This is a genomic window from Flavobacterium mekongense (assembly GCF_047038255.1).
Taxonomy (GTDB): domain Bacteria; phylum Bacteroidota; class Bacteroidia; order Flavobacteriales; family Flavobacteriaceae; genus Flavobacterium; species Flavobacterium mekongense.
The window spans coordinates 1,997,585-2,011,258 of sequence record NZ_CP174374.1; the positions used below are offsets into that span (position 1 = coordinate 1,997,585).

Genomic DNA, 13,674 nt, shown 5'->3' on the forward strand with positions numbered 1-13,674 from the left:
TGTTGTTTATAATAATTCGTAAATTCCTGCAGCACCTTGTCCGGTTCCGACACACATGGAAACGATACCGTATTTATCCCCGCGGCGTTTCATTTCATCAAATAACTGAACTGATAACTTGGCTCCGGTGCAACCGAGTGGATGTCCTAAAGCAATCGCACCACCATTTACATTGATGATATCAGGATTGATACCTAATTCACGTGTAACCGCTAAGGCTTGAGAAGCAAAGGCTTCGTTTAATTCAATTAAATTGATGTCGTTCAAGTTTAATCCGGCTTGTTTTAAGGCTTTCGGAATGGCTTTTACCGGTCCGATTCCCATGATTCTCGGTTCTACTCCGGCAGCAGCATAACTCACCATGCGAGCGATAGGCGAGAGGTTTAATTCTTTAACCATTTCCTCGCTCATAATGAGTACAAAAGCGGCACCGTCACTCATTTGTGAAGCATTCCCGGCAGTTACACTTCCATCAGCAGCAAAAACAGGTTTTAATCTTCCTAAAGCAGCGGCATTGGTGTCGGCTCTCGGACCTTCGTCTTTAGTAACAGTGTAAGACTTCGTTTCCTTTTTACCGTTTTCGTTGATAAAAGTTTGCTCCACCGTAATCGGCACAATTTGCTTGTCGAATTTGCCTTCGGCTTGTGCCTTAATAGCTTTTAAATGAGAGTTCAAGGCAAACTCATCTTGGTCTTCTCTTGATACATTGAATTGTTTAGCCACAGCCTCTGCGGTTAGTCCCATTCCCCAATAATAATCTTCGTGACCTTCTGCGGCTACACGGTAATCCGGAGTTGGCTTGTAGCCACCCATCGGAATAAAACTCATACTTTCGGCACCACCTGCAATGATGCAATCGGCCATTCCGCTTTGGATTTTTGAGGTCGCCATAGCGATGGTTTCTAAACCTGAGGCACAATAGCGATTTACGGTTACGCCCGGCACATCGGTCACTTTTAATCCCATTAGCGAAATTAAACGCGCTACATTTAGACCTTGTTCGGCTTCCGGCATGGCGTTACCCACCATGACGTCATCGATACGGGTTTTGTCAAAATCAGGCAGTTCATTCATCATAAACTGAATGGTTTCTGCGGCCAACTCATCGGGTCTTTTGAAGCGGAATACGCCTTTGGGTGCTTTGCCGACGGCAGTTCTGTATGCTTTTACGATATATGCTGTTTTCATCTGATTAATTTCTTAATGGTTTTCCTTTGGTTAACATGTATTGGATACGCTCCAATGTTTTTCTCTCGGTACAAAGCGATAAGAAAGCTTCTCTTTCTATATCTAACAAGTACTGTTCTGAAACGAGTGTTGGTTCAGATAAATCTCCTCCGGCCATCACGTAGGCTAATTTGTTGGCGATTTTTTGATCGTGTTCCGAAATGTATTGTCCGGCTACCATTTGGTCAGTTCCAACCAAGAACATTCCCAAGGCTTGTTTCCCAAGTACTTTGACGTCTTTTCTTGGGATAGGTTGAGTGTAACCAGCTTCAGCCATTAATAAAGCGTGTTTCTTGGCTTCGGCTATTTGTCGGTCTTTGTTTACCACAACGATGTCTTTCCCTTTTTGTAAAACGCCCATATCAAAAGCTTCATAAGCTGAAGTGGCTACTTTAGCCATGGCTACCGTTAAAAAGTATTCTTGTAAGGTGTTTAATTCTACATCATTTTTGCGATACAAGTCGGCTGCTCTCAAAGTCATTTCTTTAGAACCGCCGCCGCCGGGGATAACGCCAACACCGAATTCCACCAAACCAATATAAGTTTCAGCCGCAGCTACTACTTTGTCGGCGTGCATGGTCATTTCACAACCACCGCCTAAAGTCATGCCGTGAGGTGCAACCACAACCGGAATAGAAGAGTAGCGACAACGCATCATGGTGTCTTGGAACATTTTGATGGCCATATTCAATTCGTCATATTCTTGTTCGACGGCCATCATGAAGATCATTCCGATGTTGGCTCCGACAGAGAAATTAGCCGCTTGATTACCGATTACTAATCCGTTGTATTGTTTTTCGGCTAAGTCGATGGCTTTGTTGATGCCTGCTAAAACATCGCCACCAATGGTATTCATTTTGCTCTGGAATTCAAGGTTTAAGATACCATCACCTAAATCGTGAATTACAGCACCGCTGTTGCTCCAAACTTTTTTACTTTCTCGGATATTGTTTAGAATGATAAAGCTGTCTTGTCCCGGAATTTTAGATTGCGACTTGTTAGGAATGTTATAGTAATAAGTTGCACCTTCTTTAACACTGTAGAAGCTGGTGTTACCGGAGGCAATCATTTCGCCAACCCAGGCAGCCGGTTTTAAACCTTCGACTTCCATCAATTCAATTCCTTTTTGTACTCCTATGGCATCCCAAATTTCGAACGGACCGTTTTCCCAACCGAATCCTGCTTTCATGGCATCGTCTATTTTATAGAAATCATCGGTAATTTCAGGGACTCTGTTGGATACATAAGCAAACATGGCCGCAAAGTTCTTTCTGTAGAATTCACCGGCTTTGTCTTTGCCTTTAACCAATACTTTGAAACGATCTATCGGTTTATCAATGGTTTTGGTCAATTCTAAAGTAGCAAAAGAAGCTTTTTTCGCCGGACGGTATTCTAAAGTATTTAAGTCTAACGACAAAATATCTTTGCCTTCTTTTTTGTAGAATCCTTGACCGGTTTTGCTACCCAACCATTTGTTTTCCATCATTTTGTTGATGAAATCCGGTAATTTGAATAACTCATGGGCTTCGTCATTCGGGCAGTTTTCGTACAAGCCATTGGCTACGTGTACTAAAGTGTCTAAACCTACTACATCAACGGTTCGGAAAGTAGCCGATTTTGGGCGACCGATCACCGGACCGGTTAATTTGTCTACTTCTTCAATGGTCAAATCCATTTCTTTGACCAAATGGAACAAACTTTGGATTCCGAAAATACCGATACGGTTTCCGATAAAAGCAGGAGTGTCTTTGGCGACAACCGAAGTTTTCCCCAAAAATTTAGAACCGTAATCGAATAAGAAGTCGAGTACTTCATTACTGGTTTTTGGTCCGGGAATGATCTCGAATAACTTTAAATAACGCGCCGGATTGAAGAAGTGTGTACCGCAAAAATGCGCTTGAAAATCCTCACTTCTGCCTTCATTCATGAACTGAATTGGAATTCCGGAAGTGTTTGAGGTTACCAAAGTTCCCGGTTTTCTGTATTTGTCAATTTGTTCAAAAACTAATTTTTTGATGTCCAGTCTTTCCACAACCACTTCGATAATCCAATCATAATGGGCTATTTTGGCCATGTCATCGGTGGTGTTTCCGGTAGTGATTCTGGAGGCAAACTTCTGACTGTAAATAGGCGAAGGGTTCGATTTTAAGGCGTTCGCCAAATGATCATTCACCAGGCGGTTTCGAACTACTTTACTTTCAAGGGTTAGCCCTTTTTTTTCTTCGGCTTCGGTCAAAGCATTCGGAATGATATCCAAAAGTAAGACTTCGACACCAATGTTGGCAAAATGGCAAGCAATTCCGGAACCCATGATTCCCGAACCGATTACAGCCACTTTTTTAATTGTTCGTTTCATATGTTTTTTGTTCTTTATAATTATGTTTGTTTGAGCTTGTAGAAAATCTTTTATGGGATGAACACTTCGACAAGCTCAGTGTGACAATTGTATTATTATTTGCTTTTGTTCTAAAAAACCTTCTTTTCAGTAATCAATTCATTGATGATGTCGGCCACTTCCATGAAGTGCTGGAGTTTTTCTTCCGGTACGTTTTGCTTGACCACATCGTTGAATTTTAATACGGTGATTTTAGATTGCTCTCTCATTTGTTTTCCCAAGTCGGTTAAGTATATGAGAACACCGCGACCATCATCCGGATTTTTTCTTCTAACGATTAATCCTTTTTCTTCCAGTGTTTTTAAAGTTCGAGTTAGGCTGGTGGCTTCCATTCCCATTCGGGAGCTTATATAAGTTGACGGCGTACCATCTTCTTTATCGATACTTAAAAGTGCAAATCCGATAGCCATCGAACCATCAAATTTCGAGGCTTCTTCGTTGTACATTCGCGCCACGGCTTGCCAAGTTGCACGAAGTATATAATCTATAGTTTTATCTTTCATACCTAATTAATAGCACTAAAACGATTTCGTTCTGAATCCAAAGATAATAAAATATATTATGCACGCATACTATTTTTTAAAAATATTTAATGTATTAACAATAATATAATGTAGTAATACAAAAAACGCCCGAGTTTCCTCGAGCGTTACATTATGATGTAAAGTAATTTATTTGAGTTTTCCGTTGGTTACCGCTATGACTGCACCAACGATTGCTGAAATGACTACTGAAACCAAAACATCTACAGCAACCAATTGCCAATTTAGAGTAGCACTGTACATTCCGTTAAAGAAACTCATGGAAAGCGACATGAACAGTCCGATTCCAATGGCTAATTTAACACCGGGTACACATTTACTAATGCCTTCACCTTGGTTAAAGATAAAAGACATCATAAAACCAAAGCACATGCAACCAAAGAAGATAAAAGCTAAGTTTTCGGCTGCACCTTCCGGTTTAGGAAAGTAATCCTTTAAGAGCATACCGTAAAGTAGCCAACCCATTAGGAAATCGGCTATACCACCAACGATACCTCCGATCAGAAAGTTTTTTACATTCATAATTAATAGTTTTATTGGTTAATACTATAAAAGTAAAACTTAAATAAAAGCACTATTAACTATTAATTCTTTAATTATCAACTATGTATGTAGGTATAATGTTGATAACCTTGACTAAAGATTACGGTTGTTTTTTTAATTAGAAAGTTCCGTTGTCAACGTCTTTTAGAAACTGAATAACACCGGGGAAGTAGTGTTTTTGGTCGTCATATTGAGAACAATGACTGCCATTGGGACAAAATAAAAATCGTCCGTTTTGGACTTCATTGGCTATCCATTCCATGTGTTTGGGATCCATAGTGTCGTATTTGGCTCCAATGGATAGGGTAGGAACCGTTAGGGTTTTTAATTTAGAAGTGATGTCCCAATTTTTTAAAGTAGCGTCTCTGGTGATACCGAATTCACTCGGTCCTTGCATGTAGACGTAAACATTAGGATTTAAGTGTTTAAAAGCTCTGTTGATGGATTCCGGCCATTCCGCTACAGGAAAACGAAGGATGTGTTCCGTATAGTAATGATTCATCAACAATTCCATGTATTTCGGATTGGTGTAATCTTTATTTTTTTCAAACGCTTTAATTTGGTCAAAAACCTTAGGGTCAAGTTGCGGACCTAAAACTTCTTCAGCGTATTTGTTGTATGCCGGCGCACTGGCCATCATATTAGAAATAATCAGTCCTTTAAGGTTTTTTTGGTATTTCAAAGCGTATTCCATGGCCAAAATGCCGCCCCAAGATTGCCCTAACAGATAAAAGTTGGAGTTGTCTAATTTCAAGGCCTTGCGTACTTGTTCGACCTCTTCCACAAATCGGTCAATGGTCCACAATCTATTGTCGTTGGGTTGGTCGCTGTAGTAAGAACCTAGCTGGTCATAATAGATGTACTCAATGCTTTCTTGCGGAAAATAACCGTCAAAACTCTCAAAAAACTCATGAGTTCCGCCCGGTCCGCCATGAAGCAAAAGCACTTTGATTTTGGGATTGTTACCAACTCTTTTGGTCCAAACTTTAAATTCACCAACCGGCGTTTTAATAGGAATCATTTTGATGCCTCCGGTGAACTGATCATCTCTTCGCGAGAAGTCGAGGTAATTTTCTCTTACGGTATCAGTAGGTTTGTTTTCCTTACACCCGGAAAATAAAAAAAGTGTCAGTAATGAATAAAGCAATAGTTTTATTTTCATGATGTATTGTATTTAGATTAACCGTATATTTTTTGGTACAAATCTTTGTATTTCTCCATAACTATTTTACGCTTTAATTTAAGCGTAGGCGTAAGGTGACCGCCATCGATAGACCAAACATCCGGCGTTAATTCGAAACGTTTGATTTTTTCCCAGTTGCCAAAGCGCTCGTTGATTTTTTCCACTTCTTTCTCAATCCGGGCAATAACATCGGGATTAGAGGCTATTGCTTCAGGAGTGTTGCCAATGTTGAGATTCTTTCTTTTGGCCCATTCTTGGATAAAATCAAAACTAGGTTGTATGAAAGCAGCCGGCATTTTTTCGCCATCCCCAATTACCATGATTTGTTCTATGAACAAAGATTGTTTCATGGCATTTTCAATGAGCTGAGGCGCGATATACTTTCCGCCCGAAGTTTTGAACATTTCTTTTTTACGGTCGGTTATTTTTAAGAAACCGTCTTTATCCACTTCACCAATATCTCCGGTATGGAAATAGCCGTTTTTGATCACTTCATCGGTTAGTTGTTGGTCTTTGTAATAGCCCATCATCACATTGGGTCCTTTGCAAAGAATCTCTCCATCTTCGGCAATTTTGACTTCTACATTATTAATTACTCTTCCCACAGTACCTACTCGGAAACCTCCGTTTCGTTGGTCATTTACAGAAATTACGGGAGAAGTTTCTGTTAAACCGTAGCCTTCCATAACCGGCATTCCGGCAGCGGCAAATACGCGAATCAAACGATGTTGTAGAGCAGCACTTCCTGAAACCATCACGTTTAAGTTACCGCCTAAGCCTTCTTTCCATTTGCTGAAAATTAGTTTTCGGGCTATTTTTAATTGGAATTCATACCACCAACCATTAGCACCGTAAGGTTCATAACGCAAACCTAAATCGATAGCCCAAAAGAATAATTTCTTTTTTACACCGGTTAAATCTTCCCCTTTGGCAATAATTTTATCATACACTTTTTCCAAAAGTCTTGGTACAACAGAAAATACGGTTGGCTTAACTTCTTTGATATTGTCCGATAATTTTTCGATAGATTCGGCAAAGTAAATGGACACCGAATAGTATTGGTAGATGTATAAAATAACACGTTCGAAAATATGGCAAATCGGAAGGAAGCTCAATGCTACACTAGTGCTTTCCTCAAAAGGAATGCGTGGCGAACTATCCAAAACATTGGAAACAATATTGTTGTGTGACAACATTACACCTTTAGGCTTTCCGGTAGTTCCCGAAGTGTAAATGATGGTCGCCAATTCTTCCGGTTTGACGTTGTTTTTTCGGTCTTCCACCACATCTTGATTGCTTTGGTCTTGCCCTAATTCCAATAGTTCGAGCCAACTTTTGCAGCCTTCAATTGTGTCAAAAGAATACACTTCTTCTAAAAGAGGTAATTCCGACCTTACCGCCATCAATTTTTGATAAACCACTTCATCGGAAACAAAACAGTACTTGGATTCCGAGTGGTTTAAAATGTAGGCGTAATCTTCAGCCGCAATGGTTGGATAAATCGGTACCGTTTGTGCGCCAACTTGCAAAACACCAACATCCATTATATTCCATTCTGTTCGGTTGGTTGAAGAAATGAGGGCTATTTTATCATTTTTTTGAAGATTCAATCGAAGCAATGCTCTGGAAATAGCATTGGCTTTATCTACATATTCTTGTGTAGAGGTAGCAACCCACTGACCGTTATATTTGGTAACGAGGCAATTAGAAAGGTTATTTTTTTTCAGCTGATAGTAGGCAAAATCAAAAAGGCGTGTGATCTCTGTCATTGTAGTCCGTTAATTTGTTGCAAATTAAGGATTATTGTTTTCAAACACAATATTAATTTTAAATATGACCGAGATAGCGCTGAAATATGTAGTTTTGCATCGTTTGTTTTTAAGCTCAAGATGAAAAAATTTCCCCGATTTTCAGAATATAAAATTTTGGTTGTCAGATTATTGTTGGCTTACCTTTTTTATTTTATTGCCCGTGTCTTATTTTATGTTTACAATCAGAATTTAATCAGTGTTGACAGCGTCTATGATTTTCTGAAGTTGTGCTACCACGGATTGGCTTTTGATACCACTACCATTTTATACACCAATGGTTTATTTATCCTTTTTTCTGTTTTTCCCTTGTTGGTAAATACCCGCAAAAATTATCAGAAAGGATTATTTTACTTGTACTTTTCAACCAATTTGTTGATGTATTCGGCCAATTTCATCGACTTCATTTATTATCGCTATACGTTTAGTCGAAGCACCAGAGCTTCCCTTGATACTTTGGAGAACGAAAGCAATAAAAGCGAATTGTTTTTTAATTTTTTACTGAACTATTGGCATGTGTTTTTACTGTTTTTTGCCTTAGCTTATATTTGGATTTTATTGTACAAAAGGACCAAGGTTAAGCAGGTGAGTGAGAAGCCAACTTTAAAGTACTTTGCCACTTCCATCGCCGGTTTTTTAATCATAGTTGCACTTTGCATAGGTGGCATTCGAGGCGATTTTAAAAAGAGTACACGTCCGATTAATATGTTAGACGCCAGTCGTTATGTGCAAAATGCCGGACAAGCAGATGTGGTTTTGAATACGCCTTTCGCCATCATCAGGACCTGGAATACCAATACGTTCAAGAAAGTTAATTTGGTTCCGAAAGCTACGGTTGATAGTTTGCTGATTCCTATTAAGCAATACAACAACAATACACCTACCAAACCGAATATTGTTATTTTTATCTTGGAAAGTTTTGCCCGAGAATACAACGGAGCTTTCAATAAGGGGACTAAAATCCCCGATTATCAAGGTTATACACCTTTTGTAGATTCCTTGGCACAGCACAGTTTAATCTTTACCAATGCGCATGCCAACGGTTGGAAATCCATACACGGCATGTCTTCGGTTTTGGCCGGAATTCCGTCTTTTAAAGATGCCTTTACGTCATCGCCTTATCCGAAGCAAAAAATAGAATCATTAGTGTCTACTTTAGAAAGTGTTGGCTATAATACTTCGTTTTTTCATGGCGCGCCGAATGGCTCTATGGGATTTTTAGGTTTTGGGAACATCTTAGGCTTTGACCATTATTACGGTAAAAACGAATACAACAACGACGCCGATTTTGATGGTGTTTGGGGTATTTGGGACGAACCGTTTTTCCAGTATTTCAATAAAACTCTGACGCAAAAGAAAGAACCTTTTATGGCCACTTTGTTTTCGGTTTCTTCACACGAACCTTATAAAGTGCCGGAAAAATATGAAGGCAAATTTCCGAAAGGGAAAGTCAATATCAACGAATGCATCGGCTATACCGATTATGCTTTGAAACGATTTTTTGCCGAAGCCAAAAAGCAAACTTGGTACAACAATACCATTTTTGTATTGGTTGCCGATCATGGCAATACGATTGCCTACGATGAATACCGGAAAGAGTTCAACAGAAATACAGTGCCGATTTTATTCTTTTCACCTAATGAAAAATATGTAGGTGTGAACAACGACTTAGCGCAGCAAATCGATATTTATCCTACGCTACTGGATATGATTGGTTACCAAAAACCATTCAGAAGTTGGGGAAGGAGTTTGATTAGTGAAAAGCGAGTACCGCCATTTGCTGTGAAATACGGTGCTAAGGTGTACCAATTTATGAGCGGCAACTACATTTGTACATTCGACGGTCAGAAAGCGGTTGGCTTTTACGACAAAGACGATAGAGGAATGGAAAAGAATTTGATCAAAAACCGCAATGCTGAGATGGATGCGTTGGAATTGCGTTGCAAAGCGTTTATCCAAGATTATATGGAAAGAGTAGTAGATAAGCGATTGACTACAGTGAAATAGACGAACAAGAAATACCGAATGTCCACCAGACATTCTCCTCTTAATATCAAATATCCAAGATTATATGGAAAGAGTGGTAGATAAGCGTTTGACTACGGTGAAATGATTGCTGATTGTTGAATGAAGAATAACGATTTAAGATTGCAGATTTTAATCACAAATCGTTACTCTACAATCTAAAATCTTACAGTATAATCGAAGATGATGCATAAAGAGTAGCTGATAAACGATTAGCTAATTTGAAATGATTGCTGATTGTTGAATGAAGAATAGCGATTTAAGATTTAAATTCTGCAATCTTAAATCGTTACTCTACCATCTAAAATCTTACAGTTTATTCATGTTTTGAGCCAAAGTCTCAATAAACTTCGAAATCGGACCTTTAATCATCATGGCCATCATCGGATTGAATTCGCCTTCAAAATGCAATTGTACCGCCGTTGCAGTAGCTGAAACCGATTCCAAATTAGCGGTAAGGGTAAACGGTAACTTATCGCTCGCTGCAGCCAAGTTGACTTTAGTATGCGGATTGCCTTCTTTCAAACGCAATTTGATTTCCGGCATGCCTTTCAACCCGAAATTAAAAATATCATCGCCCAAAACTTCAAACTTGGCAATGTTTTCCGGCATTAATTTTTCATAGTTTTTTACATCAGACAAGGCGTTGAATAAATATTCAGCTGATTGGTCTACGGTAACTTTTGGACTTTCTAAGTTCATTTTTTGGGTTTTAAGGTTTCGGGTTCAAGGTTTCGGGTTCAAGGTTTCGGGTTGAACTTGTAACTTGTAATTATACATTCCACGTCGACGGACTTTTACGCCATTCCTGTAAAGTAGCTAATTCTTTTTCGGTTATATAATTTTTGGCCACAGCCAACTGTAATAAATGTTCGTAATCGGCTAAGGTATTCAATTCCACATTAGCATTTTTGAAATTGTCTACCGCCACATCAAAACCATAAGTAAATATAGCCACCATTCCTTTAACGTGTGCGCCGGCTTCTTTGAGTGCTTCAACAGCCAACAAACTACTGTTGCCCGTACTGATTAAATCTTCAACCACCACTACATTTTGTCCTTTTTGCAAAAAACCTTCCACTTGGTTTTGGCGTCCGTGTTTTTTAGGTTCAGGACGAACATAAACAAAAGGCAATCCCATGTATTCTGCCACCAACATCCCAATTCCGATAGCTCCCGTGGCAACACCGGCAATCACATCGGGTTTTCCGAATTGTTTTTCGATATGCTTGGCGAATTCTTCACGAACAAAATTTCTAATGGCCGGAAAGGAGAGAATTAAACGGTTATCGCAATAAATAGGAGAGTGCCAACCTGAAGCCCATATAAAAGGATTTTTAGGATTCAATTTAATTGCATTTATTTGTAAAAGCAATTCGGCTGTTTTTTCGGCTGTGTCTTTATTAAAAATCATAGTACAAATGTATAAAGTTTTTGTCAACGATAAACCACTTTTTTTGACCAACGAGGTTGCCAAGGAAACCGATTTTCAGTTGTTTTTGTTGGAAAGTGTTGATATTGAGCAAGTCATCATCAAAATGTTTCAAAACAAAATCCAAAAAGCCTATTTGTACTATCCGGATGAAAAAGCCATACTGAAAAAAGTCAAAGAAAAAATTCCCGTTTGCAAAGCCGGCGGCGGGTTGGTTTACAACAAAGCCGGAGATGTTTTGTTCATTTTCAGAAACGGAAAATGGGATTTACCCAAAGGAGGCATCGAAAAGGGAGAGGAAATTGAAGACACTGCCATCCGTGAAGTAGAGGAAGAAACCGGGGTTAAAAATTTAAAGATTACGCACAAACTCCAAAAAACCTATCACGTTTTTAAACGCGGCGGGAAATACAAACTCAAAGTTACCCATTGGTACGAAATGCGCACCGACTTTACCGGAACGCCCAAACCGCAAGTCAATGAAGGCATCGAAAAAGTTGCTTGGCTTAGTCCTGCCGAAATTAAAGAAGCTTTGAAGAACTCTTATGAAAACATTAAATTGTTATTTCAAGAAGAGGAGTTATTGAGGTAGCGTTCATCCAGGTAAGACTTTAGCCGTTTTTCTTCCTCTTGTAGTAAAGTTTGTTTTATTTCGTAAGTCATCAAAAGAGATTCGTCGTATTTCCCGGCTTTATTGCGGGCTTTGGCTTCCATACTTTTTAGTAAGTCAGGATTTTCTTTTTTTAAACGGGTCTGATTGTTTAAAAAATCCAGCAATTGAAATCTGGCAGCCACAAAGGTTCGACACTTTCTAATTTTCTCAATTTTTCTTGCTGTAAGTTGTTGTTGGTATTCATTTTCCTGAATCAAAGCCTTTAGTATGGCTTTCTTTTTATCTTGTTGTTGGGTTGAAAGCAACGGCATTTTCGATTGTTTGTTGTTTTCGATTACAACATACTGTAGCATAGCATTTAATTGCTGCATAGCTTGCAATGGCAAATTTCTTTTTCCCGATTCGTACATCGACCATTGGCTGGCATTTATTCCCAAGAGCATGGCCATTTCAAGTTGGGTAGCGCCTAATAACTTACTAATGGTGATTTCTTCTTTCATGTTTACAGCGTTTTAAAGATTTTTAAATCAAGCAAAAATGTTGCCATATATTTTGTGTGGATTTTTGTTTAAGTTTATTTTTCACACACTTTTGGTGTGGATTTATTTTTTGAGGCAATTTTCACACACCCTATAAACAAAATATCTTTTTGCGGCTGTTTGTTGTGAGAAAAGTGTTAAGTTTGGGAGGTGGAAATGATTGGTTGGTGTGGGGTATGGGACTTTTATGAGAGTTAGCCGATATAATATCAAAAATGAATGTAAAAGCAGTTAATGAAATAGTTGGACAATACCAAATTTCAAAAGGAATTACTAAAAAAGAAATAATTGAATTGAATGAAAAAAAGAATATTTCATCAATTCAATTTTCAAGTCCGCTAAATAACATTGAATTTGACTATCTCGAAGATTATTTGTTTTCTAAAAGAACTGATATTTCTTTAAGAGTATATGGTCATTATTCGGAAAAGTGTGATTTAAACTTTCTAAAACAAATACCATCATTGCAAAAATTCTCGGCTGATTGTTTAAAAAGCGTAAATGGTATTGAAAATATTTTAGAACTTAAAAATATTGAAACTTTGGGTATTGGAATTTTTGACCTTGAAAATTTTGATATCCTTGAAAATATCAATCCAAATCTAAAAAAATTATATCTACACCAAACTAAATCTAAGAAGCCTAAGATAGATTCTATAAAAAGATTTGAAAATTTAGAATGTTTGTATCTTGATAGCCAATCGAAAGGGATTGAAGAAATCAAAACATTGAAAAATCTAAAAGATTTAACATTGCGCTCAATTACTACTGAAAATTTAGATTACTTGATTGGTTTAAATGAACTTTGGACTGTTGATATTAAATTAGGTGGAATTAAAAACTTTAATGCATTAGAAACTTTGCCCAGTTTAAAATATCTTGAATTGTGGCAAACAAGAGATTTATCAGATTTATCCTTTATATCAAACTTGATAAAACTGCAAAATTTATTTATTCATTCTTTACCAAATGTAACTGAATTACCAAATTTTGAAAAACTTATTTTTCTTAAAAGAATTTATCTTGAAAATCTAAAAGGTTTAAAGAATTTGAGTTCTTTAAAAAATGCAAAATCACTAAAAGAATTCGTTTGTGTATCAGCTAAAAATATTGAAATTGAGGATTTAATTCCAGTACTTGAAAATTCAAATTTACAATCTATAAGCTGTGGGTTTGAAAACTCAAAAAAGAATATTGCTTTCGAAAAAATAGTATCAGAGAACGGGAAAAAACCTTATCATTATAGTAAGTTTGAATACAATTAAAATTACATCGGCTAACATCCGTTAACCGTCACAGCCGGGTTTTCATAAGTTGTACTTCTTTTTAACAAAAAGCTAGATTAACTGACAATATGCTATTCACTG

General features: G+C 37.8%; 12 protein-coding genes. 3 read left to right on the forward strand and 9 right to left on the reverse strand.

Going from position 1 to position 13,674, the window contains the following annotated elements:
* Nucleotides 1-6: 6 nt before the first annotated feature.
* From ACJG85_RS08570 to ACJG85_RS08595, 6 genes are all read right to left on the reverse strand, one after another.
* On the reverse strand, nt 7-1,188 hold the full coding sequence (locus ACJG85_RS08570; RefSeq protein ID WP_412476134.1) for an acetyl-CoA C-acyltransferase: 1,182 nt from the start codon (nt 1,186-1,188) through the stop codon (nt 7-9).
* Nucleotides 1,189-1,192: 4 nt separating this feature from the next.
* A complete protein-coding gene (locus ACJG85_RS08575) occupies nt 1,193-3,583 on the reverse strand; it encodes a 3-hydroxyacyl-CoA dehydrogenase/enoyl-CoA hydratase family protein (protein ID WP_412476135.1) in 2,391 nt (796 codons plus the stop codon).
* Between the two features lie 110 nt (nt 3,584-3,693).
* On the reverse strand, nt 3,694-4,125 hold the full coding sequence (locus ACJG85_RS08580; protein ID WP_409679229.1) for a MarR family winged helix-turn-helix transcriptional regulator: 432 nt from the start codon (nt 4,123-4,125) through the stop codon (nt 3,694-3,696).
* Between the two features lie 168 nt (nt 4,126-4,293).
* Nucleotides 4,294-4,686 (reverse strand): hypothetical protein, encoded by a 393-nt coding sequence (locus ACJG85_RS08585; protein ID WP_412463870.1) that lies wholly within the window; start codon nt 4,684-4,686, stop codon nt 4,294-4,296.
* 139 nt (nt 4,687-4,825) lie between these two features.
* The gene (locus ACJG85_RS08590) at nt 4,826-5,869 is read right to left on the reverse strand and encodes a proline iminopeptidase-family hydrolase (RefSeq protein WP_412476136.1); all 1,044 of its coding nucleotides are present in this window, start codon (nt 5,867-5,869) and stop codon (nt 4,826-4,828) included.
* Nucleotides 5,870-5,886: 17 nt separating this feature from the next.
* Complete coding sequence (locus tag ACJG85_RS08595) at nt 5,887-7,659, reverse strand: AMP-dependent synthetase/ligase (protein ID WP_412463872.1); 1,773 nt, start codon at nt 7,657-7,659, stop codon at nt 5,887-5,889.
* A gap of 120 nt (nt 7,660-7,779) precedes the next feature.
* On the opposite strand from ACJG85_RS08595, the gene ACJG85_RS08600 reads away from it, so the two are divergent.
* Nucleotides 7,780-9,705 carry an LTA synthase family protein gene (locus tag ACJG85_RS08600; protein WP_412476137.1) on the forward strand — a complete coding sequence of 642 codons (1,926 nt, stop codon included), beginning with the start codon at nt 7,780-7,782 and terminating at the stop codon, nt 9,703-9,705.
* A 327-nt stretch (nt 9,706-10,032) separates the two neighbouring features.
* Here the strand turns inward: ACJG85_RS08600 and ACJG85_RS08605 are convergent, their stop codons facing one another.
* Nucleotides 10,033-10,425 carry an SRPBCC family protein gene (locus ACJG85_RS08605; RefSeq protein WP_412476138.1) on the reverse strand — a complete coding sequence of 131 codons (393 nt, stop codon included), beginning with the start codon at nt 10,423-10,425 and terminating at the stop codon, nt 10,033-10,035.
* Between the two features lie 70 nt (nt 10,426-10,495).
* Complete coding sequence (gene pyrE, locus ACJG85_RS08610) at nt 10,496-11,137, reverse strand: orotate phosphoribosyltransferase (RefSeq protein WP_412476139.1); 642 nt, start codon at nt 11,135-11,137, stop codon at nt 10,496-10,498.
* 7 nt (nt 11,138-11,144) lie between these two features.
* Here pyrE and ACJG85_RS08615 point away from each other — a divergent pair, with 7 nt between their 5' ends.
* The gene (locus ACJG85_RS08615) at nt 11,145-11,747 is read left to right on the forward strand and encodes an NUDIX hydrolase (RefSeq protein ID WP_412476140.1); all 603 of its coding nucleotides are present in this window, start codon (nt 11,145-11,147) and stop codon (nt 11,745-11,747) included.
* Here the strand turns inward: ACJG85_RS08615 and ACJG85_RS08620 are convergent.
* A complete protein-coding gene (locus tag ACJG85_RS08620; RefSeq protein WP_412476141.1) occupies nt 11,723-12,268 on the reverse strand; it encodes a hypothetical protein in 546 nt (181 codons plus the stop codon). The genes ACJG85_RS08615 and ACJG85_RS08620 overlap by 25 nt on opposite strands.
* Nucleotides 12,269-12,522: 254 nt before the next feature.
* On the opposite strand from ACJG85_RS08620, the gene ACJG85_RS08625 reads away from it, so the two are divergent.
* Nucleotides 12,523-13,572, forward strand: a complete 1,050-nt coding sequence (locus ACJG85_RS08625; protein ID WP_412476142.1) for a hypothetical protein — start codon at nt 12,523-12,525, stop codon at nt 13,570-13,572.
* Nucleotides 13,573-13,674: the final 102 nt, after the last annotated feature.